Below are 22,906 nucleotides of genomic sequence, written 5' to 3'. Positions count from 1 at the left end.
TCTAGCCTCGACCGATCAATAAAGCCAAAGCCGGGCGACGGATAGATCTGCGTCAAAGGCGCGGCCGATCGCCACCAGCCCGATCCGCCGCAGTCGCGCGATGTTCAGCGGCGTCTCGATGCGATGCGGAACGAACTGCACGAACGGCAGCCGCAGCACGGCGGGTCGCGGCGTGGCGACGAAGCCTTCGCGATAGGATTGCTGCGGGCGGACCATATCGGTGGTGCGCAGATGCACGCCGTAACTCTCGCCATTGCCGGACACCTCGATGCCGATGCCGGTGAAGCCGCTGGCGTCGTAGGCGCCGCCGTCGGGTGCCAGGTCCATCGCGATCTGGATGAAGCCGCCATTGTTCTCGGTCGAGACCGCGCCGCGCATCCGCGCCGCCGGGCGGCCGTCGATCTCGGTCGCCTGCAGCGTGCCTCGCGAGACCCCGCCCATCACCGTGTCGGTGACGAGGCGCCAGCGTCGCTCGCCGCCTGCGGGCCAGAGCTCGATCTGCATCAGCGGATCACCATCGGGAACGTCACCGCGATCGCCCAGGCGAACAGGATCGCATTGGCCAGCGCGCCGGGGAGGGGGTGGTTGGTCGCCTTGTAGGTCCAGTTGCTGATCACGCCGAAAGCGATGAACAGCAGCAGGATCACCGGCACGATGATGATCAGGAAGAACAGCTTCTGAAGATTCAGCGCGACGGCGGCGGCGAGCGAGGCGAGGAAGCAGAACTTCGCCAGCGCATAGGCGCCACGTTTGGCGCCCGCGCCATGCGCCATCCATTCCGCTGTGAGAAAATACGGGATGGTGCCGCAAGCGACCGCGGCGATCAGATGCAGCCGTGGTTCGATCGGCATGAACGAGAACGCGTAGGTGTCGAGCGGCACGCCGAAGCCGATGATGTTGTAGGCGATCGCCGCCACCGACGCGATTGCCAGCGCCGCGATCGCCACCCGCGGATGGGCGGGATCGGGCAGCGATTCAAGTCTCTCCAGTCCGCGCTGGTGATGCTTGGCGGCCTGGGCACGCGCGCGCGCGCCGCGCCAGCGGATCAGCAGCAGGATCGCAGCGGTCAGCGCGCCGTACAGCAGGAAATGCAGCGTCAGATAGTCGCCGAGCAGGATGGTCAGGAAGTCGGTCGGCGCCTTCCACAGCATCAGCGGCGTCAGCACCGCGGGGACGATCGCGGCGATCAGCAGCGGCTTCCAGGCCAGACTCGCCCCCATCGGCAGCGGCGCCGCCTGCGGCAGCAGCTTCGATAGCGGCCACGCCAGCGCGATCAGGCCGCCGAACAGCAGCGCCAGCCAGATCGGGCGGCGATCGATCCAGCCGGAGCTTTGCCGGCCGAACGATTCGTTCATCCATTGCAGCGATTCACGCAGGCTGTCCTGGCTGTACAGCACGCCGATATGTTCGACGCCGGACGAGAACGCCACGCGCCGCGCGGTGCCGTCGCTGAAGCTGCCATAGGTGCGTCCGGCCACCGCACCGCCGCCGGTGAGCTGATTGACGATGCGCAAGCCCTCGTCCTTCAGCATCTGCGGTTCCCAGTCGCCGACGATCACCAGCAGATTGTGCGGCAGGGTCGGGGTCGATTTTCGGGTGAACACCGACACCGCGACGGTGGCGGAAATGTCCGGGTGCGCCACTGCGTAGGCGACCACGATGTCGGACGCCATCGAATGGCCGAGCACCGCGGCGCGGCCGTCGCTCTGCGGCAGCGCGCGGGCGTAGTCGGTCACCCGGGCGAGGTCGTCGACCAGCACGCCGGTGATCTTGGTCGGCTCGTCGACGTCGCCCACCATCGTCACCGGATTGCGGCCGTGGCCGGTGAAGTCGAAGGTCACCGCGATACAGCCGTTGCGCGCCATGGTCTGGGCGAACGGTTGCATCAATTGCTGCGAGCCGGCGAAGCCGTGCGCGATCACCACCACCGGCGCCCGCGTGGCCGACGGCTCGCGGAACACCGTGACCGGGGTCTGGCCGACATTGGCGTGGGTGACGATCAGATCGCCGGTGGCGCGGTGGAGTTGCCACAGCGCGGCGGCGATCGCGATGCCAGCGGCAAGCGCGACGAGGAGCCGGGCGAGCGTCGACCTGCCGGCGCTGTGCATCAATCCTCGCTCGCGATGTGTTTCCTGCGGATGCTGCGCACCGTCCACCAGATCGCAAATGCGGCGATCGGCACGAAGCCCGCCGTGACGAGGCTCGGCTCCACCGTGATCTGGCCGGAATCGTGCAGGCCTTTCACCAGGTAACCGAACAGCCCGACCACATAATAGGTGATCGCCGCGGTGGAGAGGCCCTCGACCGTGGCCTGCAGGCGCAATTGCAGCCGCGTCCGGGCGTTCATCGATTTCAGCAGTTCCTGATTCTGGTGCTCGAGCTCGACGTCGACGCGGGTTCGCAACAGGTTGGCGGCGCGGGCGAGCTTCAGCGACAGGTCGGATTGCCGCGCCTCGGTGGTGGTGCAGGTCCGCATCGCGGGCTTCATCCGGCGCGCCAGGAACGACGACCAGGTCGGCAGCCCGCCGACCTTGCGTTCGCCGAGCGTCGCCAGACGGCCGGTCATGATTTCATCATAGGCGCGGCTGGCGCTGAATCGCCCCAGACTGGCGGCGGCGCCGGCTTCGACCTCGGCGGCGAGCTCGGTCAGTTCGTTGAGCAGCTTGTTGTTGATCGCGAGGTCGCCGGCCTTGCGCATCGCAGCCGTGACCTCGGCCAGTCGCTTCTCAATGATGGCGATCGAGGGCGCCAGCCGCTGCGCTTCCGGCAGGCCGAGCAGCGCCAGCGTGCGGTAGGTCTCGACCTCGAGCACGCGCTGCACCAATGCGCCGGCGCGCTCGGGCGCCATGCCGCGATCGATCACCAGCACGCGAACGTAGCCCGAGGGACCGGGCTGGAAATCGGTCGCGTAGACCGCCGCGCCGTCGGAATTCTCCGCCACCGCGAGGCTGGCGCGATCAAACAGTCGCTCCGGCGCGGTGCGCGGCGGATCGTCCGGCAGCAGATGCAGATCGACCGCGACCAGCAGCGGCCCGGGCTGCGGCAGCAGCCGCATCGGCGAGGCCAGCGAGGAGGCCTCGGGATGAAACGGCATTGCGACCGGATCGGCGGTGAATTCCCAGGTGTAGGTGGTGAATTCGGAATGCTGCTCCCAGCGCAGCATGGTGGTGCCGAACGAGGCGCGGTGGTGCTTTTCGCCGGCCGGCGGCGGCTGCAGCCCGCGCGATTCGCAGAAACTCGTCAGCGCGGCGCGGTCGGCTTTGGCGTTGTCGGCGGGCGTGTCGAACGCGAAATGCAGCACCCGCGCCGGCACTGCGAGCGGGGTGAACGGGCGCGCATGAACCTCGCCCAATACGGCCGCCCGCAATGGATGCGGCGAAAGTCTACCATCGCCGTCACCGATCAGAACTTCAGCCGTCATCGGTATTTTGACCTTGCTCAACATTGCGTCGATTGACTTGAGTAGCATTGCAGCGCGATGGACAGAAGCCGAAAGGTTTCGCCCGCGCTGGTTGGGTGGGGCCGTCGCTGGCGCCGGACTTGCTCGAAGTCAACGACCTCGGCGCCCGGTCGGGGTCTGACGGAGAAATCCGGTCGTCATCTGTTTGCAATCTGGCTCGGACTGGTATGGTTCGACCGTAAGTCGCCGCGGGCCCTTCGCGGTCGTCGAATGGAGCATGTGGTGAAAATTCCAGTCCGCATTGGGACGCGCAAGAGCGTGATGGCGCTTGCCCAGACCGAGGACATTGCCAGCCAGTTGCGAGCAGCCGCGGACGAGCTGGATCCCGAGATCGTCAGGTTCGAAACCGTCGGCGACAGCGACCAGGTCAGCAAGCTGTTGCCGCATGGCGGCAAGGGCGGCGCCTTCGTCGCCGAGATCCGTGCGGCGATGCTGCGCGGCGAGCTGCATTGCGCGATGCACTCGCTGAAGGACATGCCCGCCAACGAGGAAACCCCCGGACTGATCGTCGCAGCCACGCTGGCGCGCGATCCGGCCAACGACTCGATGGTGCTGCGCAAGGGGCTGACGCTCGACGAACTGAGGAAGTCGCGCGGCAAGGGCTACACCATCGGCACCAATGCGGTGCGGCGCGCGGCCTATGCCAAGCGGCTGTTCCCCGAGGTCGAGGTGATTCATTTCCGGGGAGCGGCCGACACCCGCATCCGCAAGCTCGACAACCGCGAGAAGCAGCGGATGCCGGATGGCGGCGAGGTCGGCCCGGCCGACGCGCTGATCATGGCGCGCTCGGGTCTGGAGCGTGTCGGCTTCGTCGACCGCATCGTCCACGACTTCACGCCGCAGGAGATGCTGCCGGCGGCGGGGCAGGGCATCGTCGCGGTCGAGTGCCCGGTCCACGAGTGGCAGACCCGCAAATATCTGGCGCTGATCGACGATCCCAAGGCGCGGATGTTCTGCGACGCCGAGCGCGAGGTGCTGTGGGTGCTGAACGGCCACTGCAATTCGCCGATGGCGGCCTATTCCACCATCAACGGCTCGGAGATGACGCTGAGCGCCTCGGTGCTCGACGAGGCGGGTGGTTTGTTCATCGAGGCCACGCGCACCGGGCCGGCCAATCGGCCCCGCGAGCTCGGTCGTTCGGTCGGCCTTGATCTCTTGGACAAGGGCGCCGCCGCGATCATCGAAAAAACGCGGCCGGAGTGACCCATCCCATGGCGACCGTATTCCCGTTCTCAGCCATCGTCGGCCAGGAAGAGATGAAGCTCGCGCTGCTGATCGCGGCGATCGATCAGAAGGTCGGCGGCGTGCTGGCTTTCGGCGATCGCGGCGCCGGCAAGTCGACCGCGGTGCGCGCACTCGCCGCCTTGCTGCCGAAGATGAAGACCGTGGTCGGCTGCCGCTACAATTGCGACCCGGATCTGCCGGCGCGGTTTTGCGAGGAGTGTCAGGAGAAGGCCAAGCACGGCAAGGTCAAGACCGCGCAGGTGCCGGTGCCGGTGGTAGACCTGCCGCTCGGCGCCACCGAGGACCGCGTCGTCGGCGCGCTCGATCTCGAACGCGCGCTGGCCAAGGGCGAGAAGGCGTTCGAGCCGGGCCTGCTGGCGCGGGCGCATCGCGGCTTCCTCTACATCGACGAAGCCAATCTGCTCGAAGATCATCTGGTCGATCTGTTGCTCGACGTCGCCGCTTCCGGCGAGAACGTGGTCGAGCGCGAAGGCCTCTCGATTCGCCACCCGGCGCGCTTCGTGCTGGTCGGCACCGGCAACCCCGAAGAGGGCGAGTTGCGTCCGCAACTGCTCGATCGCTTCGGCATGTCGGTCGAGGTCAAGACACCGGACACGCTGCCGGAGCGGATCGAGGTGGTGCGCCGCCGCGATGCGTTCGAGAACGATTCGGCCGCTTTCCTCGAACACTGGTCGAAGGAAGAAGCCAAGCTGCGGCGCAAGATCACTCAGGCCAAGGACCGGCTGCCCGACGTCAGCGTCCCCGACGCGGCGCTGGAGCGCGCCGCGAAGCTCTGCATGACGCTCGGCACCGACGGCCTGCGCGGCGAACTCACCCTGATGCGTGCGGCCCGCGCTTTGGCAGCGCTGGAGCACGACAAGATCGTCACCGACGATCACCTCAAGCGGATCGCGCCGTCGGCGCTGCGGCATCGTCTGCGCCGCAATCCTCTGGACGACGCCGGATCGAGCGTTCGTGTCGATCGGGCGCTCGCTGAAATCTTCGGATGAGCATCTCGCCAGCATGGTCCGATGCGGTGACCGCGGCGCAGTTGTTCGCGGTGGACCCGGTCGGCACCGGCGGCGTGCTGCTGCGCTCGCGCGCCGGCCCGGTGCGCGACCGCTGGCTGGCGACGCTGCGCGCCGCGCTGCCGCCTGATCGGCCCTATCGCAATCTGCCGCTGCACATCGCCGATGGCCGCCTGCTCGGCGGCCTCGATCTGTCGGCGACGCTGCTGGCCGGCCGCCCGGTCGCCGAGCGCGGCCTGCTCGCCGAAGCCGATGGCGGCGTGCTGGTGGTGGCGATGGCCGAGCGGATGCAGTCCTCGACCAATGTGTATCTCACCGCCGCGATGGACGCGCAGGAGACCGCGGTCGAGCGCGACGGCCTGTCGCTGCGGATGCCGGCGCGGTTCGGCGTGGTGGCGCTCGACGAAGGGCTGGAAGACGAATTTGCGCCGGCCGGCCTGCGCGACCGGCTCGGCTTCCATCTGGATCTCGATCAGTTCGCCTGGCGCGACACCGAGGACTTCCCGGTGCAACTCGACGACATCATGTCGGCGCGTGCGCGACTGTCCTCGATCAAGGTCGAGAGCGCGCAGATCGAGGCGATCTGCACCGCCGCCGCCGCGCTCGGCATCATCTCGCTGCGGGCGCCGCTGCTGGCGATCCGCGCGGCGCGCGCGAGTGCGGCGCTGTTCGACCGCGTCATCATCGAGCAGGACGACATCACGCTCGCCGCGCGTCTGGTGCTGGCGCCGCGCGCGACCGTGTTTCCGCAGGCCGATCAGCCCGACGAGGCCGAGCCGCCGCCGCCCGAGCCGCCGCCGGAAGACAATTCGGAAGACAACAACGATCAGGAACAGCAGACCCCGGACATCGACAAGGCGCTCGACGAGGTGATCCTCGCCGCGGTGAAAGCCGCGATGCCGCCCGGCGTGCTGGAAGCGCTGCGCGCCTCCGCCGGCCGCGCGCGCGCCCGCTCCGCCGGCAAGGCCGGCGAGTTGCAGAAGTCGAAGAAGCGCGGGCGTCCCACGGGCAGCGTGCGCGGCGAATTGCGCGACGGCTCCAAGCTCAACGTGATCGAGACGCTTCGCGCCGCCGCCCCCTGGCAGCCGCTGCGCCGGCGTCAGGCCGAAGGCCGCAGTGGTAGCGCGCCGCGGATTCTGGTCGAGAAGGACGATTTCCGGATCGCGCGCTTCAAGCAGCGCACCGAGACCATCACCATCTTCGTGGTCGACGCCTCCGGCTCGGCGGCGCTGCATCGCCTCGCCGAAGCCAAGGGCGCGGTCGAGTTGTTACTTGCCGATTGCTATGTGCGCCGCGATCAGGTGGCGATGATCGCGTTCCGCGGGAGTATCGCCGAGATCCTGCTGCCGCCGACGCGCTCGCTGGCGCGCGCCAAGCGCAGCCTCGCCGGCCTGCCGGGCGGCGGCGGCACGCCGCTCGCGGCCGGGCTCGACGCCGCCTTCATGCTGGCCGACTCGATCAAGCGCAAGGGCCAGACCCCGACGGTGATCGTACTCACCGACGGCCGCGCCAACATCGCCCGCGACGGCGCGCCGGGGCGGCCGCAGGCCGAGGAAGACGCCAAGGCCTCGGCGCGGCAATTCCGCGTCGCCGCGATCAACTCGGTGGTGATCGACATGTCGCCGCGGCCGGGGCCGCAGGCCGAAGCCTTCGCCAAGGAAATGGACGCGCGCTATCTGCCGATGCCCTACGCCGACGCCAATGTGCTGGCGAAGGCGGTGACTGCGGCGACGCGCTAGAACGTCTCATCGATTGATCGACATGGCCCTTGCCAGATGCACTGACTCCTCATCCTGAGGAGCCCGGCGAAGCCGGGCGTCTCGAAGGATGGGGAGACGCAATGCCCGGCGGCCATGGTTCGAGACGGCGCTGCGCGCCTCCTCACCATGAGGTTGTGCCTGTGGCGAGTATCTCCGAACGCCCATGCCGATTCCATCGGAGCCAGAACTGCCCTGGATGCGAGAGCGTATTGCGAACAGCGCCGCTCAGGCGTCCAGCACGAAGGTGCCGCTGCCGTCCTCGTTCCGCGGCTTCGCGTCGGTCCATTGTTCCGAGGGCTTCTCCGCAGCGAGTCGTTCGACGCGTGCTTCGGCCACGGAATTGCGCGCCGGTGGCCGGGCGATGCGCCACTCCAGCTCGCTGCGGTTCTGCAATTCGCTGAACTTCACCGCGAAGCCATCGTTGCGGTGACGCACGACGCGTCCGACGCAGCCGCCGACCGCCAGCGGCGTGCCGATCTCGGGCTGGACGTCGGCGGACACCGCGACGCCCGAAATCGACATGTCGATGACGAAGCAGGTGTGCATGCTGCCGTCGGCGAGAATCAGGCTCGAATGCGGGCAGGCGGGGACGATCCGCGCCTGCTCCCTGGCATCGACGATCGCCGGGTCGCTCAGCTTCTTTTCCAGCCAGCTCAGCTGGCTCGACAGCCGCTCGCGCATCGCGCGGGTGACCGACAGTTCGAGCAGAAACCCGCCCGGCACGGTGTCGCTGATATGGCCGTCGAGCTTGCCGAAATCGCTGAAATACGACGAGATCGAATCCCCGACGCGGCCGACGACCGGCACGTCGACGATCATCCGGAACGGCGACACCCGGCTGGTCCGGCAGGCGAAGTTCCGCGGCTTGCCGTTCTGGTCGTACCAGTTCGCCAGCGAGTAATTGCCACCGACTGCGATGTTGACGGCGCGTTGCTTGAGAAATGCCCGGACGGACACGGCTTGAACTCCTCCAGGGGGCTTGCTGCGTCGTCTACTAATCCCCGTGGATTTACGAAGGCCAGTCATTTTGGGATTGGCTTCCGCCGTGGTTATCGAACGATTATGCGGCCGCGCGATTGTCCGGGCGCTTTGTTGTCATGTTGAATTTGTCCGCAGCGTCTGCCTGCGCGGTGAGCATCGCTGCAGCCAGTGCGGTCATTCCGGTGGAACTGCTACCAGCGGTGATGCGCGGCGGGAACGCGCGGTTCCAGACGTCACATCGCAGTCACTCAACTCGATATCAAGGCGGCACGAAAAAAGCCGGCGCTTGCGCGCCGGCTTCGATCGTCGATGCCGAAGTCTCAGCCTTTGTAGGCGCGGACCCGCTTCACCATCTGCTCGACATGCGCGACCGGGGCCTCCGGCGTGATGCCGTGGCCGAGATTGAAGATGTGACGGCCGCCCGAGAAATTCTCCAGCACGTCGTCCACACCCTGATCGAGCGCCGAACCGCCGGCGATCAGCAGCAGCGGATCGAGGTTGCCCTGAACCGCGACCTTGCTCTGCACGTGTTCGCGGATCAGGTTCGGCTCGGCGGTCCAGTCGATGCTCACGGCGTCGACGCCGGTGCGTTCGATGAAGGCCGGCAGCAGCGCGCCGGCGCCGCGCGGGAAGCCGATGATCTTGGCGTCGGGCCTGACCTTGCGGACGCCCTCGACGATGCGGCGGGTCGGCGCGATGCACCACTTCTCGAATTCGCGCGGCGGCAGGATGCCGCCCCAGGTATCGAAGATCTGCAGCACGTCGGCGCCGGCCTCGAGCTGCTTGAGCAGATACTGGATCGAGCTCTCGACCAGCACGTCGATGATCTTGGCGAAGGCGCCGGGGTGCTGATACGCCATCAGCCGCGCCGGATGCTGGTCCGACGTGCCCTGGCCGGCGACCATATAGGTCGCGACCGTGAACGGCGCGCCGCAGAAGCCGATCAGCGTGGTTTCCGGCGCAAGCTCGCTGCGCACGATGCGGAGGGCTTCGAACACCGGTTCGAGCTTGGACAGGTCGATGGCGCCGTTCAGCGTGCCGACCAGGTCCGGCGAATTCAACGGATCGAGCCGCGGGCCTTCGCCGACCTCGAAGCGGACCGCGCGTCCGAGCGCGTAGGGCACCACGAGGATATCCGAAAAGATGATCGCGGCGTCGAAGCCGAAGCGCCGGATCGGCTGCAACGTCACCTCGGCGGCGAGCTTGGCGTTGAAGCACAGGTCGAGGAAGCTCCCGGCTTCGGCGCGAGTCGCGCGGTATTCCGGAAGGTAACGGCCGGCCTGCCGCATCATCCACATCGGGGGAGAGGCCTGCCGGTTGCCGGAAAGCACCTCAATGAACGGTTTCGTCACCAGTTTTTGTGTCAAGAGAGATACCCATTGTTATACGACAAGCGTTCTTGACGGTCTGATACACTGCGCACACCGTCTTGGCCAAGTCGAGATGCGGCCGGAGCGGCCGCGAACAGGAATTTCGAGATGAACGCAACCGCACCCACCCCCGGATCGACCGCGACGCGCAACGAAAATCCGGACCTTCCTGCACCGGTCTCCGGAGAGCGCCATGACATCGACAGTCTCGCCGGCCGGCTGACCTATTGGGCGTCGTCGCCGCCCACGCCTTCGTCCGAACCGCCGATGCTTCTCGTCCACAGCATCAATGCGGCGGGATCGGCCTACGAGATGAAACCGATCTACGAGCACTACGCCAGGAGCCGCCCGGTCTACGCGATCGAGTTGCCGGGCTTTGGTCATTCCTCGCGCGCCAAGCGTCAATACACAATTCGGATGATGACGGATGCGATCCATGCCGTCGTCGCCGAGATTCAGAAGATCCACGGCGACGCGCCGTTCGACGCGGTCGCGCTGTCGCTCGGCTGTGAGTTTCTCGGGCGCGCCGCCGATGAAGCGCCGAAGCCGTTCCGCAGCGTCGCGCTGATCAGCCCGACCGGCTTCGATCGCCGGCAGGTGCGCTGGGTGAAGGGATCGCGGGCGATTCCATGGCTGCATGCGATCTTCGAGAACCCGCTGTGGGGCGAGGGAATCTTCGGCCTGCTGACGAAGAAATCGGTGATCGCCTGGTTCCTGCGCAAGACCTTCGGCTCGCCGAACATCGATCAGGGCCTGCTCGACTACGACTATCTGACGACGCATCAGCCCGGCGCGCAGCACGCGCCTTATTACTTCGTCTCGGGCTATCTGTTCAGCCAGGACATCCTGCGGATCTATCAGGATCTGAAGATGCCGGCGTGGCTGTCGCACGGCGTGCGCGGCGATTTCGTCGACTACGGCAACAAGAGCACGGTCGAAGGCCGGCCGAACTGGACCATCACCGTGTTCCAGACCGGCGCGATGCCGCATTTCGAAATGCCCGACGAATTCCTGCGCACCTACGACGAATTCCTCGCCCGGGTCGCGCAGCAGCCGGCCTGAGGCGAGGCGATGAGCGAGCTCGTCTGGAGCCGGGACGGCGCCGATTGGCCGCACCGCGAGGCCAGCCGGTTCGTCGAGGCCGGCGGCTTTCGCTGGCACGTCCAGCTGATGGGGCCGGCGGATGCGCCGGCTCTGCTGCTGATCCACGGCACCGGCGCGGCGTCGCATTCCTGGCGCGGTCTCGCGCCGCTGCTGGCGCAGCATTTTCGCGTCGTCGCGCCGGACCTGCCCGGCCACGGCTTCACCCAGTCGCCGCGCGCGCACCGGCTGTCGCTGCCGGGCATGGCCGGCGATCTCGCCGCGCTGCTGCGGGTGCTCGGCGTCTCGCCGCAGGTCGTGGTCGGGCACTCCGCGGGTGCTGCGATCGCGGCGCGGATGTGCCTCGACGGCAGCATCACCCCAAAGCTGCTGATCAGCCTCAACGGCGCGTTTCTGCCCTATGGCGGCCCGGCGGCGAACATCTTCTCGCCGCTGGCCAAGATGCTGGTGCTGAATCCGTTCGTCCCCGGCTTCTTCGCCTGGCAGGCCGGCAGCCGCGCCGCGGTCGAGCGGCTGATCGGCAACACCGGCTCGACGCTCGATCCGGTCGGACTGAAATTATACGGAAAACTGGTTGGAAACTCGGGCCATGTCGCCGCCGCGCTGCGGATGATGGCGAACTGGGATCTCGAGCCGCTGCTGAAGGCGCTGCCGAATCTGAAGCCGCAACTGGTGCTGGTCGCGGCCGACGGCGACCGCGCGATTCCGCCGTCGGTCGCCCGCAAGGTCCTGGAAATTCAGCCGAAAGCCGTGATCGAGCGGATCCCGGGGCTGGGCCATCTGGCCCATGAGGAGCGGCCGGATTTGATCGCGGCGCTGATCGAGCGATATTGTCGTGGGGCCGGGAAAAATGTCGAATAGATCAAAGACAGCGGTGTAACGTTCGCATTACACATTTGGACTGGTTCGGATGTCAATTTTTCGTTACAGTGGTCATCATGCTCGATCCCGGTCTGAAACCCTCTCCTCGTCTTCCACGCGATCAGGCACCGCATGCGGTGGTGATCGGCTCCGGCTTCGGCGGTCTCGCCGCTGCGGTACGGCTCGGCGCCAAAGGGTACCGGGTCACCGTTCTCGAAAAGCTCGATGCGCCCGGCGGCCGCGCCTACGTCCACAAGCAGGACGGCTTCACTTTCGACGCCGGCCCGACCATCGTCACCGCGCCGTATCTGTTCGAGGAGCTGTGGACGCTTTGCGGCAAGCGGATGTCGGACGACGTCACGCTGAAGCCGATGTCGCCGTTCTATCGCATCCGCTTCGACGACGGCACCTTCTTCGATTATTCCGACGACCGCGACGCGGTGCTGGACCAGATCGCGAAATTCTGTCCCGACGACGTCCCGGCCTACGACCGCTTCATGGCGGCGTCGCAAGCGATCTTCAAGGTCGGCTTCGAGCAGCTCGGCGATCAGGCGTTCAGCCGCTTCACCGACATGCTGAAGATCGCGCCGGACATGATCAAGCTGGAGAGCTATCGCAGCGTCTTCGGCCTGGTCGCCAAGCACTTCAAGGATCCGAAGCTTCGGCAAGTGTTCAGCTTCCATCCGCTGCTGATCGGCGGCAATCCGTTCATGTCGAGTTCGGTGTACTGCCTGATCACCTACCTCGAGAAGCAGTGGGGCGTGCATTCCGCGATGGGCGGCACCGGCAGTCTGGTGACCGGGCTCGCGAAGCTGATCGAAGGCCAGGGCAACGAAATCCGCTACCAGCAGGACGTCCGCCGCATCGTGGTCGAAAACGGCGCCGCCCGCGGCGTCGAGCTCGCCGACGGCGAGATGATCAAGGCCGACATCGTGGTGTCGAACGCCGATTCGGCCTCGACCTATCGCTATCTGCTGGCGCCGGAGACCCGCAAGCGCTGGACCGACGCCAAGATCGAACGCTCGCGCTACTCGATGGGCCTGTTCGTCTGGTACTTCGGCACCAAGCGGCGCTACGACGACGTCAAGCATCACACCATCCTGCTCGGGCCGCGCTACAAGGAGCTGATCACCGACATCTTCTCGCGCAAGATCGTCGCCGATGATTTCAGCCTGTACATGCATCGCCCGACCGCGACCGATCCGTCGCTGGCGCCGCCCGGCTGCGATACGTTCTACGTGCTGTCGCCGGTGCCCAACCTGCTCGGCGACGTCGACTGGACCACCAAGGCCGAGAGCTATCGCGCCTCGATCGCCAGGATGCTCGGCGCCACTGTGCTGCCCGATCTCGAAAATCAGGTGGTGACCTCGAAGATCACCACGCCGCTGGATTTCCAGGACCGGCTGTCGTCGTTCCGCGGCGCCGCGTTCGGGCTCGAGCCGGTGCTGTGGCAGAGCGCCTGGTTCAGGCCGCACAACCAGAGCGAAGACGTCAGGAATTTGTATCTGGTCGGCGCCGGAACGCATCCCGGCGCCGGTCTTCCCGGGGTGTTGTCCTCGGCGCGCGTGCTCGATTCCCTGGTCCCCGAGGCCGACAGTCTGGTGACGTCATGACCGTACATTCCGATATGCTGGCCTGCCGCGTGATGATCAAGGAAGGTTCGCGCACCTTCCACGCCGCCTCGAAGGTGCTGCCGCGCCGGATCAGCGATCCGGCGATCGCGCTCTACGCGTTCTGTCGCGTCGCCGACGACGCCGTCGATCTCGGCCTCGATCGCAGCAATGCGGTCGAAGTGCTGAAGGACCGGCTCGATCGCGCCTGCCGCGGCCTGCCGCGGCCGTATCCGTCGGACCGCGCCTTCGCCGACGTGATCGCGCGCTTCTCGATTCCGCCGGCGATTCCCGAGGCGCTGATCGAAGGCCTCGAATGGGATTCGCAGGGCCGCCGCTTCGAGACGCTGTCGGATCTCTACGGCTATGCGGCGCGCGTCGCCGGCACCGTCGGCGTGATGATGACACTGGTGATGGGGCAGCGCCGGCCGGACATCGTCGCGCGCGCCTGCGATCTCGGCTGCGCGATGCAGCTCACCAACATCGCCCGCGACATCGGCGAGGACGCCCGCAACGGCCGCATCTACATGCCGCTGTCGTGGATGCGCGAAGCCGGGCTCGATCCGGACAAGTGGCTCGCCGACCCGAAATTCACGCCGGAGATCGCCGGCATCGTCAAGCGGCTGATCGACACTGCGGACACGTTGTATGATCGCGCCACGCTCGGCATCGCCAACCTGCCGCGCTCGTGCCGTCCCGGCATCTTCGCGGCGCGTGCGCTCTACGCCGAGATCGGCCGCGAGGTCGAGCGCTCCGGGCTGGATTCGGTGTCGTCGCGCGCCGTGGTCTCGACCGGGCGCAAGCTCGCGGTGCTGTCGCGGATGCTGGCGTTCCAGGAAACCGAATGGGCGCCGGCGAAGTATCTCGCGACGCGGCTCGGCGACATGGAAGAAACCCGCTTCCTGATCGATGCCGTGATCGCCCACCCGGTCCGCGATGTGCCGGCGGTCCCGCGCGTCAAGCCGATCGAGCAGAAGGTCGCCTGGCTGGTCGACCTGTTCACCAGGCTGGAACGCCGCGACCAGATGCTGCAGCGCAGCCGGGTGTAGTTCGGTCAACTTGTAACAACCTTCGTCATGCCCGGGCTCGTCCCGGGCATCCACGAACGATGCTTGCGCCGTGCCCCGGACCCGTGGATGGCCGGGACGAAGCCCGGCCATGACGCCGAGTGTGGTGTGCGGCCTTGCTCCAATAGGGCCGCCTCAGCCGCCACCCATTTGCAAAAACTCTCGAAGCCGCCACACTGGCGTGATACCGATGCTCACCTGCGCAACGGATCATCGCCATGACCATCGATACCGACCTCGACCGCACGCCCGCTGCCTCGGATGACCCGGTGGAAGCCCGGCGCAGCCGCGCGCGCGCCTGGTTCGAAGGACTGCGCGACCGGATCTGCGCCGAGATCGAAACGCTCGAGCGCGAGGCGCCGGCCGAATTGTTTCCCGGCGAGCCCGCGACGTTCAGCTACAGGCCGTGGCAGCGCAAGACCGGCGCCGGCGGCGGTGTCGGCGGTTTCCTGTCGAACGGTCGGCTGTTCGAAAAAATCGGCATCCACACCTCATCGGCCAACGGCACGCTGACGCCGGAGATGGCGAAGAGCCTGCCCGGCGACGGCGTCACGCGCGACTACGTCTCGACCAGCATCAGCCTGATCATGCATCCGCGCAGTCCGCGGGTCCCCACCGTGCACATGAACACGCGGTTTCTCTCGACGTCGCAGGGCTGGTTCGGCGGCGGCGCGGATCTGACGCCGATGCTGCCGGAGCAGCGAACGCAGGAGGCCGAGGACGCCGTGATGTTCCACGCCGCCATGAAGGCCGCCTGCGACGCCCACGATCCGGACTACTACGCGAAATTCAAGCCGTGGGCCGACACCTACTTCTTCCTGCCGCATCGCGGCACCGCGCGCGGCGTCGGCGGCATCTTCTACGATCACCTGAACAGCGGCGATTTCGAGCGCGACTTCGCCTTCACCCGCGACGTCGGCGCGGCATTGCTCGAGATCTATCCGAAGATCGTGCGCAAGCGCATGGTCGAGCCGTGGACGGACGAAGAGCGCGCGCAGCAGCTCGCCTGCCGCGGACTCTATGTCGAGTTCAACCTGTTGTACGACAAGGGCACGATGTTCGGCCTGCAGACCGGCGGCAACACCGAGACCATCATGAGCTCGATGCCGCCGCTGGTGAGCTGGAGCTGATGCTGGCGAGTAAGACCGGTGCTCTCGACTCGCACTGCGTCATCCTGAGGCGCTCGCCCGCAGGGCGAGCCTCGAAGGATGCGGAAGCGAGCGCGGCCCATCCTTCGAGGCTCGCTGCGCTCGCACCTCAGGATGACGCTCGGCATGGCGGACAGGTGAATAAGTCGTAGTTTGATGCTCTCGATCCGACTTGATCGCAACCGGCGCATCGCGGGAGACGGCGATGGAAGACTATTACGGACTGATCGAACTGATCCTGGTGTTCGCCTGCCTCGCGGTCGGCTGGTTCGTGCTCGAACGCCAGGGCAAACGCCTCGACCGCGCCCGCGCCGAACGCGAGAAGAAGGAGCAGCCATGACCAGCGACAGCGCCTTCAATTACTTCGAATTCCTGATGCTCGCAATGTTCGTCGCGAGCTGGCTGATTCTCGAATGGCAAGGCAAGCGGCTGGACAAAAAGCGCGAGGCGGAGAAGGCGAAGACCAAGAGCCTCCCAGAGGAGCACTGACTCCGTCATAGCCGGGCTCCGTCCCGGCCATTCACGAAAACGGCTCGCCCCATCACTTCCTCCTTGGCATCCGGAACGGCAGCATCGCTTGCACCACCGGCATTTTGAATCGATCCAGCGACAGGCTTTCGTGCATCAGCGTCACCTTCTCGCCGAGCAGCGTCGTCTCGACCATCGAGCGGGCGTAGAACGGGGCGTCTTCGAGTGTCCGGATCACGCGCGCGCCCGCTTCGCTGCGGGCGCTGCGACTGACCTGCCAGCCGGAGCGCGGCAGCGGCAGCAGTGGCGGCGGGGTGAAGCGTTCCATGTTGCCTTGCGCGTCGAAGGTGATCGCGAGGTCGACGCGGCTGCCGTCGCGGCGCTCGGCCTCGTACAGGATCGCGGTCTTGTCGCGCAGCGCGCCGCGCGCCCATTCCCAATGCCGGAAGCCGGTCTCGATCGGCGCATCGCCGGCATTGCAGTCGAGATAGGCCTCGCCCTGCCACGACAGCTTCGGCTGCTCCAGCGTCACCTCGATCCGCGAGCGCGGCGCGATCGGCCACCAGCGGTGGTTGCCGTCTTCGTTCAGCACGAAGAAATCCCTGGTCAGCGTCGTCGGAATCACCCGGACGCGGCCCTTGATCCGGCCGGGGATCGGCGCGCGGACTTCGTTGATGTTGATGGTCAGCGCACGGCCGTCCCAGGCGAGGTCGCTCGGCCCGATCAGCAGCGAATGGAGATTGCGCGCGACCCGGCCGCGCGACCGCTCGGTCATGGTCCAGCGCTTGCTGTCGCTGTGATACAGCGCGACGTTGAGCGCACAATGGTTCAGCGGATCGGCGGCCGCGCCGCGCCGCGCGAACGCGTAGTAGGGCGAGAACACGCTGCCGATGAAGGCGATGATGGTGAGACCCTCGCGGCCGTCGTCGCTGATCGCGTCGACATACCACCAGGCGTAGCCATTGGGCGGAACGTCGAGGTTGAATCCGGCGCGGCGTTCGTCGGTCTCGTTGGGCCAGGCAATCATCGATGCGTGTGCTTTGGTTCGTGCGCTTGATATCTGCGCGTCGGTTCAGGTGGCGGCCGGCCGCAGCGTCGGCCGCAGCCCCTGCAGTTCGGCCTCGATATCGGCGACCAGGCTCGCCGCCGCGGCGCGGCCGGAGAGGCCGGCCATCGGCACGCCGGGACCCGGATGGGTGCTGCCGCCGGCGAGATACAGGCCGGGGATCTTCGTCCGTGCGCCGGGGCGCTCGAATGAGGCGGTCCAGCCGTGCGAGGCGCGGCCGTACAGCGCGCCGCCGGTCGCCGGAAACAGCCGGTTGAAATCCGCCGGCGTCGTCACGGTGGTTTTGTCAGGCTGCTGGCGGATGCGCAAGCCGCAGCGCTCCAGCACGCCGAAGGTCCGTTCGGCGCAGCGCGCGATCTCGGCCTGGTCGAACGGCTTGCGGTCGCCGACGGGCGGCGCGTTGACCAGCACCAGCAGTTCTTCCTCGCCGCCGTCGCCGAGCATTGCCTCGTTGTCGATGCGGTCCTGACCACAGACATAGACGGTCGGCTCGGTCGGCACCTCGCCGCGCTGGAAGATGTCGGTGAATTCGCGCACATAGTCGCGCGAGAAGAACACCGAATGCCGGCTCAGCGGAAAACCCTCGGTCTTCGCCACCATGCTCCAGGTCATCGCCGACAGCGACCGCAGCTTCGGCGCCAGCGGCGCCACCGCGCGTTGCACCTTGTCGCCGAACAGGCCGCCGGGCAGGGCGCCGACATCGGCGTTGACGATCACCGATTGCGCCTCGATGCGCTCGCCATTCGCCAGGATCACCCCGGCGGCGCGGCCGCCCGAGACCATGATCTCGCGGACGTCCTGATCATAGCGGATGGTCGCGCCCAGCGACGCCGCGCAATCGGCGAGCGCGCGCGCCAGCGCATGCATCCCGCCCTCGATGATCCAGACGCCCTGCTGCTCGACATGCGCGACCAGCATCAGCGTCGCCGGCGCCTGAAACGGCGACGATCCGCAATAGGTCGCATAGCGCCCGAACAATTGCCGCAGCCGCGGATCCTTGAAGTAATCGCCGAGCGCGCTCCACATCGTGGTGAAGGGGCGGATCTTGCGCAGCTCCAGCAGCCCGCCGAGGCCGTTCGCCGTCGCAAGGCCGGGCAGGCTCGGCGCGGTGGCGCGCAGGAACGGCTTTTCCAGGATCTGGTAGATCTGCCGGCTGTCGGCGCAGAATTGCTTGTAGCGCTTCGCTTCGGCGCTGCCCGCGAAGGCGCCGATCGCATCCACGGAGCGGGCCTCGTCGGCGAACAGATCGAGCCGCGCGGTGTCGTCCCAGGCGTGCCGCGCCAGCACCGACAGCGGGCGCAGCCGGACATGGTCGGAAAAACTCAGCCCGGCGCTGGCGAACAGCTCCTCGAACACCCAGCGCATGGTGAACACGGTCGGGCCGCTGTCGATCCGCGCCGGCCCGATGCTCACCTCGCGGATCTTGCCGCCGGGCGCCGCGGCGCGCTCCACCACGGTGACATCGAGACCGCGCGCCGACAGCGCCAGGGCGGAGGTCAGTCCGGCCACGCCGGCACCGATCACCACCACGCGATTCCTTGCGGTCTGATCTCTCAATTCCGACTCCCGCTTGGCCTTAAGTGTCATTGCGCCATGTCATTGACACGTGTCCATAATAATTTACAGTCGCGCATGACAAGTTAAATTGACACTTGCTGCGCTTAGAGCGGGAGTCTGCCATGGATGTCACCAATCGGATCGAGCGTGCCCTCACCGAGGCGCTCAGCCAGGCGGATCTGGCAGGATGCCCGCCCCGGCTGGCGGCTGCAATGCGCAGCGCCGTGTTCCCGCGCGGTGCCCGGGTTCGGCCCCGACTTTGTCACAGCGTTGCCGCAGCCTGTGGCGACGACAATCCGGCGACCGAAGCGGCCGGCGCAGCCCTCGAATTGATGCATTGCGCCTCGCTGGTGCATGACGATCTGCCCTGTTTCGACGGCGCCGATATCCGCCGCGGCCGTCCCTCGGTGCACAAGGCGTTCGGCGAGCCGCTCGCGGTACTGACCGGCGACGCATTGATCGTGCTGGCGTTCCAGACCATCGCCCGCGTCAATTGCGCGCCCGACCGGCTGCTGAAGCTCACCCAGGTGATCGGCAGCGCCGTCGGCGTGCCGCTCGGCATCGTCGCCGGACAGGCCTGGGAATGCGAATCCGAAATCAACCTTGCGCACTATCACCGCTCCAAGACCGGTGCATTGTTCGTCGCCGCTACCGCGGCCGGTGCGGCCTCGGCCGGCGCCGATCCCGAGCCGTGGCGGATGGTCGGCGAGAAGATCGGCGAGGCCTATCAGGTCGCCGACGATCTGCGCGACGCCGCCGCGGATGAAGACGAGATCGGCAAGCCGGTCGGCCAGGACGTCGCCCATGATCGCCCGAGCGCGGTGCGCGAAATGGGCATCGACGGCGCGGTGTATCATCTGAAGTCGCTGGTGCGCGGGGCGGTCGAAGCGATGCCGCCCTGTTCCAATGGCAACGAGCTGCGCTCGCTGATCATGTCGGAAGCCACCCGGCTGGTGCCGGCGAAGCTGGCGCAATCAGCGGCGTGATCCGGCAAAGCCCCGGCTTGGCCTCGGCGGCCGGCCGGTGGTAGCAGGAACGATGATCTCCTTCAGTTTGCGCGACCGGCTTCTCGGCTGGCGCGATTCAGTCTTGTCGAATCCGCGGTTTCAACGCTTTGCCGCGGTGTTTCCGCCGATGCGGCCTGTCGCGCGCCGCCGCGCCGCCGCGATGTTCGACCTCGTCGCCGGCTTCGTCTACTCCCAGATCCTGCTCGCCTGCGTGCAGTTGCGGCTGTTCGAGCTGATCGCCGAACGCCCCGCCACCGTCGACGATTTGTCGGTGCGATGCGAACTGCCGCGCGAATCGATGCAGATGCTGCTCGATGCCGCGATCGCGCTGAAGCTGGTGCAGCCGCGCAGCGGCGGCCGCTTCGGCCTCGGCCAGCTCGGCGCCGAGCTGTGCGGCAACCGCGGTGTGCTGGCGATGGTCGAGCATCACGCGATGCTGTATCGCGACCTCGCCGATCCGGTGGCTCTGCTGCGCGGCCCGCGCGGCGGCGGCGAACTCGCCGCCTACTGGGCCTATGTCCGCGGCGAGCGGCCGGCTGACCTCGGCGCGGAGCAGGTCGCTTCCTACACCGGGCTGATGGCGGCGTCGCAGCCGATGATCGCGCGCGAGGTGCTTCACGTCTTCTCCTTTCGCGCTCATCGCTGCCTGCTCGACGTCGGCGGCGGCGACGGATCGTTCCTGTCGGCAGTCGCCGCGCAGACCCCGGAGCTGCGCTGCATCCTGTTCGATCTCCCCGCCGTCGCCGCCAAGGCGGCCGAACGCTTCGCAGCCAACGGCCTGGCCGAAAGAGCGACCGCGATCGGCGGCAGCTTCCGCACCGATCCGCTGCCCGAGGGCGCTGATATCATCTCCCTCGTCCGGGTCATCCACGACCACGACGACGAGGTGGTCGCCGCGCTGCTGCGCGCGGTTCACAGCGCACTGCCGGACCAGGGGAAACTGCTGATCGCCGAACCGATCGCCGGCCTCCCGGGCACCGAATCGATCTCGGATGCCTATTTCGCGTTTTATCTGAGGGCGATGGGCACCGGTAAAGCCAGGACCTTCGAGCGGCTCCGGGCGATGCTGGAGGCGGCGGGATTCGGGCACATCGAGCTCCATCCGGTGCCAATGCCGATGGTCGCTTCCGTAATTACCGCAATCAAGCCCCCCAAATGTGTTAATCTGGCTTGACACTGACGTCCGTCAGTTTAGCATGACACTCGGCGGCCGGTCTCTGTCGCCGAGATTTGGAGTGAGCGATGGACACCATCGCGGTCGTACTCAAGCAACCACAACACGTCGAACTCAGTCGCCTGGCCCTCACGGCCCCGACCGCGGAAGACGTCGTCGTCGATGTTGCCTGGAGCGGTGTCAGCACCGGTACCGAGCGGCTGTTGTGGTCCGGCCGGATGCCGTCGTTCCCCGGAATGGGGTACCCGCTGGTGCCCGGCTACGAGTCCGTCGGCGAAGTGGTCGAGGCCGGATCGGCGACTGATCTGCAGCCTGGCCAGATGGTATTCGTGCCCGGCGCCAAGTGCTTCGGCGAAGTCCGCGGCCTGTTCGGGGCCTCGGCCTCGCGGCTGGTCGTCCCCGCCAAGCGCGTCGTGCCGCTGGATCAGCAGCTCGGCGAACGCGGTATCCTGATCGCGCTCGCTGCCACCGCCTATCATGCGATCGCCGCGCGCAACGCGGCGCCGCCGGACTGCATCGTCGGTCACGGCGTGCTCGGACGCCTGCTGGCGCGGATTTCGATCGCGCTCGGCAACCCGCCGCCGGTGGTGTGGGAGAAAAACCCGATCCGCAGCGGCGGTGCCTCAGGCTACGACGTGATCGATCCCGAGACCGACCAGCGCCGTGACTACAAGAGCATCTACGACGTCAGCGGCGATCCCAAATTGCTCGATTCTTTGATCTGCCGCATCGCGCCGACCGGCGAGATCGTGCTCGCTGGTTTTTATAGCGAGCCGCTGTCGTTCGCGTTTCCCCCGGCTTTCATGCGCGAAGCCCGGATCCGGATCGCGGCAGAATGGCAACCGGCGGACATCGGCGCGACCAAGGCGCTGATCGATTCCGGCAAGCTCTCGCTCGACGGACTGATTACTCACCATCAGGAAGCGGCTTCCGCGCCTGATGCCTACCGCATCGCCTTCGAAGATCCCGCCTGCCTCAAGATGGTTTTGAACTGGAGATTGAGCTGATGAACGTCGTTCCGCAGATCAACCTGCAAGACGCACAACTCCGGACCGAGGCGTCGATCGAGCCCGACGCCCCGGTGACGACTCCCGTTACCAAGGAAACCCAGATCATCGCGATCTACGGCAAGGGCGGCATCGGCAAGAGCTTCACGCTCGCCAACCTGTCCTACATGATGGCGCAGCAGGGCAAGAAAGTGTTGCTGATCGGCTGCGATCCGAAGAGCGACACCACGTCTCTGCTGTTCGGCGGCAAGGCCTGCCCGACCATCATCGAGACCTCGTCGAAAAAGAAGCTCGCCGGCGAGGAAGTGAAGATCGGCGACGTCTGCTTCAAGCGAGACGGCGTGTTTGCGATGGAGCTCGGCGGCCCGGAAGTCGGGCGCGGCTGCGGCGGTCGCGGAATCATCCACGGCTTCGAGCTGCTCGAGAAGCTCGGCTTCCACGAGTGGGGCTTCGACTACGTGCTGCTCGACTTCCTTGGCGACGTGGTGTGCGGCGGCTTCGGCCTGCCGATCGCGCGCGACATGTGCCAGAAGGTGATCGTGGTTGGCTCCAACGACCTGCAGTCACTCTACGTCGCCAACAATGTCTGCTCCGCGGTGGAATATTTCCGCAAGCTCGGTGGCAATGTCGGCGTCGCCGGCATGGTGATCAACAAGGATGACGGCACCGGCGAGGCCCAGGCCTTCGCCAACGCGGCCGGCATTCCGGTGCTGTCGGCGATCCCGGCCGACGACGACATCCGCAAGAAGAGCGCCAATTACGAGATCATCGGCAAGCCCGATGGCGAGTGGGGCTCGCTGTTCGCGACGCTGGCCGCCAACGTTGCGACTGCGCCGCCGGTTCGTCCGACCCCGCTCAGCCAGGATGGTCTGCTCGGCCTGTTCACCAGCGACATCACCGGTCGGGACGTCGTGCTTCAGCCCGCCACGATCGAAGACATGTGCGGCGCCTCGGTGCTGAACAAGCCGTCGCTCGAAGTGATCTACGACGCGGTGTGAGGCACAGCGTGTTCGGGAG

The 22,906-nt window shown here is 66.9% G+C and carries 21 protein-coding genes; 14 read left to right on the top strand and 7 right to left on the bottom strand.

Annotated elements, in window-relative coordinates:
- Window positions 1–15: 15 nt before the first annotated feature.
- Genes ACTZWT_RS03155 through ACTZWT_RS03145 form a run of 3 tightly spaced genes read right to left on the bottom strand, consistent with a single transcriptional unit; the run spans window position 16 to window position 3,421 of the window.
- Window positions 16–504: a CIA30 family protein gene (locus ACTZWT_RS03155; RefSeq protein WP_444768254.1), complete on the bottom strand. Its 489-nt coding sequence runs from the start codon at window positions 502–504 to the stop codon at window positions 16–18.
- Window positions 504–2,108: an alpha/beta hydrolase gene (locus ACTZWT_RS03150; RefSeq protein ID WP_444768459.1), complete on the bottom strand. Its 1,605-nt coding sequence runs from the start codon at window positions 2,106–2,108 to the stop codon at window positions 504–506. Before ACTZWT_RS03150 ends, ACTZWT_RS03155 begins: the two co-directional genes overlap by 1 nt.
- On the bottom strand, window positions 2,108–3,421 hold the full coding sequence (locus ACTZWT_RS03145; RefSeq protein ID WP_444768253.1) for a DUF3422 family protein: 1,314 nt from the start codon (window positions 3,419–3,421) through the stop codon (window positions 2,108–2,110). Before ACTZWT_RS03145 ends, ACTZWT_RS03150 begins: the two co-directional genes overlap by 1 nt.
- Before the next feature lie 261 nt (window positions 3,422–3,682).
- Here ACTZWT_RS03145 and hemC point away from each other — a divergent pair, with 261 nt between their 5' ends.
- The 3 genes from hemC to ACTZWT_RS03130 are packed head-to-tail and all read left to right on the top strand — an operon-like array spanning window position 3,683 to window position 7,451.
- Window positions 3,683–4,663, top strand: coding sequence for a hydroxymethylbilane synthase (gene hemC, locus ACTZWT_RS03140; RefSeq protein ID WP_444768252.1), 981 nt, complete (start codon window positions 3,683–3,685; stop codon window positions 4,661–4,663).
- An 8-nt stretch (window positions 4,664–4,671) separates the two neighbouring features.
- Window positions 4,672–5,694 carry a magnesium chelatase ATPase subunit I gene (gene bchI / locus ACTZWT_RS03135; RefSeq protein ID WP_444768251.1) on the top strand — a complete coding sequence of 341 codons (1,023 nt, stop codon included), beginning with the start codon at window positions 4,672–4,674 and terminating at the stop codon, window positions 5,692–5,694.
- Complete coding sequence (locus ACTZWT_RS03130; protein WP_444768250.1) at window positions 5,691–7,451, top strand: magnesium chelatase subunit D; 1,761 nt, start codon at window positions 5,691–5,693, stop codon at window positions 7,449–7,451. Before bchI ends, ACTZWT_RS03130 begins: the two co-directional genes overlap by 4 nt.
- Before the next feature lie 246 nt (window positions 7,452–7,697).
- Here the strand turns inward: ACTZWT_RS03130 and ACTZWT_RS03125 are convergent, their stop codons facing one another.
- Together ACTZWT_RS03125 and hemE are read right to left on the bottom strand one after the other, a co-directional pair.
- Entirely contained in the window at window positions 7,698–8,429 is a 732-nt protein-coding gene (locus tag ACTZWT_RS03125; protein WP_444768249.1) for a PilZ domain-containing protein, read from the bottom strand.
- 344 nt (window positions 8,430–8,773) lie between these two features.
- Window positions 8,774–9,805 carry a uroporphyrinogen decarboxylase gene (hemE, locus tag ACTZWT_RS03120; protein WP_444768248.1) on the bottom strand — a complete coding sequence of 344 codons (1,032 nt, stop codon included), beginning with the start codon at window positions 9,803–9,805 and terminating at the stop codon, window positions 8,774–8,776.
- A gap of 126 nt (window positions 9,806–9,931) precedes the next feature.
- Between hemE and ACTZWT_RS03115 the strand changes: the two genes are divergently transcribed.
- The 7 genes from ACTZWT_RS03115 to ACTZWT_RS03085 all read left to right on the top strand — a co-directional run bounded on the left by ACTZWT_RS03115 (window position 9,932) and on the right by ACTZWT_RS03085 (window position 16,099).
- Window positions 9,932–10,885: an alpha/beta fold hydrolase gene (locus ACTZWT_RS03115; RefSeq protein WP_444768247.1), complete on the top strand. Its 954-nt coding sequence runs from the start codon at window positions 9,932–9,934 to the stop codon at window positions 10,883–10,885.
- 9 nt (window positions 10,886–10,894) lie between these two features.
- Window positions 10,895–11,785: an alpha/beta fold hydrolase BchO gene (gene bchO / locus ACTZWT_RS03110; protein WP_444768246.1), complete on the top strand. Its 891-nt coding sequence runs from the start codon at window positions 10,895–10,897 to the stop codon at window positions 11,783–11,785.
- Between the two features lie 77 nt (window positions 11,786–11,862).
- The gene (locus ACTZWT_RS03105) at window positions 11,863–13,398 is read left to right on the top strand and encodes a phytoene desaturase (protein WP_444768245.1); all 1,536 of its coding nucleotides are present in this window, start codon (window positions 11,863–11,865) and stop codon (window positions 13,396–13,398) included.
- Window positions 13,395–14,444, top strand: a complete 1,050-nt coding sequence (locus ACTZWT_RS03100; protein WP_444768244.1) for a phytoene/squalene synthase family protein — start codon at window positions 13,395–13,397, stop codon at window positions 14,442–14,444. The genes ACTZWT_RS03105 and ACTZWT_RS03100 overlap by 4 nt, the downstream gene beginning before the upstream one ends.
- A 236-nt stretch (window positions 14,445–14,680) precedes the next feature.
- Complete coding sequence (gene hemF / locus ACTZWT_RS03095) at window positions 14,681–15,592, top strand: oxygen-dependent coproporphyrinogen oxidase (RefSeq protein ID WP_444768243.1); 912 nt, start codon at window positions 14,681–14,683, stop codon at window positions 15,590–15,592.
- Between the two features lie 223 nt (window positions 15,593–15,815).
- Window positions 15,816–15,950 carry a hypothetical protein gene (locus tag ACTZWT_RS03090; protein WP_444768242.1) on the top strand — a complete coding sequence of 45 codons (135 nt, stop codon included), beginning with the start codon at window positions 15,816–15,818 and terminating at the stop codon, window positions 15,948–15,950.
- The gene (locus ACTZWT_RS03085) at window positions 15,947–16,099 is read left to right on the top strand and encodes a hypothetical protein (RefSeq protein ID WP_444768241.1); all 153 of its coding nucleotides are present in this window, start codon (window positions 15,947–15,949) and stop codon (window positions 16,097–16,099) included. The genes ACTZWT_RS03090 and ACTZWT_RS03085 overlap by 4 nt, the downstream gene beginning before the upstream one ends.
- Window positions 16,100–16,151: 52 nt before the next feature.
- On the opposite strand, the gene ACTZWT_RS03080 is transcribed toward ACTZWT_RS03085, so the two are convergent.
- Together ACTZWT_RS03080 and crtD are read right to left on the bottom strand one after the other, a co-directional pair.
- Complete coding sequence (locus tag ACTZWT_RS03080; protein ID WP_444768240.1) at window positions 16,152–17,105, bottom strand: carotenoid 1,2-hydratase; 954 nt, start codon at window positions 17,103–17,105, stop codon at window positions 16,152–16,154.
- A 45-nt stretch (window positions 17,106–17,150) separates the two neighbouring features.
- Window positions 17,151–18,701: a 1-hydroxycarotenoid 3,4-desaturase CrtD gene (gene crtD / locus ACTZWT_RS03075; protein ID WP_444768239.1), complete on the bottom strand. Its 1,551-nt coding sequence runs from the start codon at window positions 18,699–18,701 to the stop codon at window positions 17,151–17,153.
- A 122-nt stretch (window positions 18,702–18,823) separates the two neighbouring features.
- Between crtD and ACTZWT_RS03070 the strand changes: the two genes are divergently transcribed.
- The 4 genes from ACTZWT_RS03070 (at window position 18,824) to ACTZWT_RS03055 (ending at window position 22,887) form a co-directional block, all read left to right on the top strand.
- Window positions 18,824–19,687 carry a polyprenyl synthetase family protein gene (locus ACTZWT_RS03070; protein ID WP_011442881.1) on the top strand — a complete coding sequence of 288 codons (864 nt, stop codon included), beginning with the start codon at window positions 18,824–18,826 and terminating at the stop codon, window positions 19,685–19,687.
- A 52-nt stretch (window positions 19,688–19,739) separates the two neighbouring features.
- On the top strand, window positions 19,740–20,882 hold the full coding sequence (locus tag ACTZWT_RS03065) for a methyltransferase (RefSeq protein WP_444768238.1): 1,143 nt from the start codon (window positions 19,740–19,742) through the stop codon (window positions 20,880–20,882).
- 68 nt (window positions 20,883–20,950) lie between these two features.
- On the top strand, window positions 20,951–21,889 hold the full coding sequence (bchC, locus tag ACTZWT_RS03060) for a chlorophyll synthesis pathway protein BchC (protein ID WP_444768237.1): 939 nt from the start codon (window positions 20,951–20,953) through the stop codon (window positions 21,887–21,889).
- Window positions 21,889–22,887 carry a chlorophyllide a reductase iron protein subunit X gene (locus ACTZWT_RS03055; protein ID WP_444768236.1) on the top strand — a complete coding sequence of 333 codons (999 nt, stop codon included), beginning with the start codon at window positions 21,889–21,891 and terminating at the stop codon, window positions 22,885–22,887. Before bchC ends, ACTZWT_RS03055 begins: the two co-directional genes overlap by 1 nt.
- The last annotated feature ends 19 nt before the right edge of the window (window positions 22,888–22,906 follow it).

The organism is Rhodopseudomonas sp. NSM (assembly GCF_052445935.1).
Classification (GTDB): domain Bacteria; phylum Pseudomonadota; class Alphaproteobacteria; order Rhizobiales; family Xanthobacteraceae; genus Rhodopseudomonas.
This window is presented reverse-complemented; position numbering and strand designations above follow the sequence as displayed.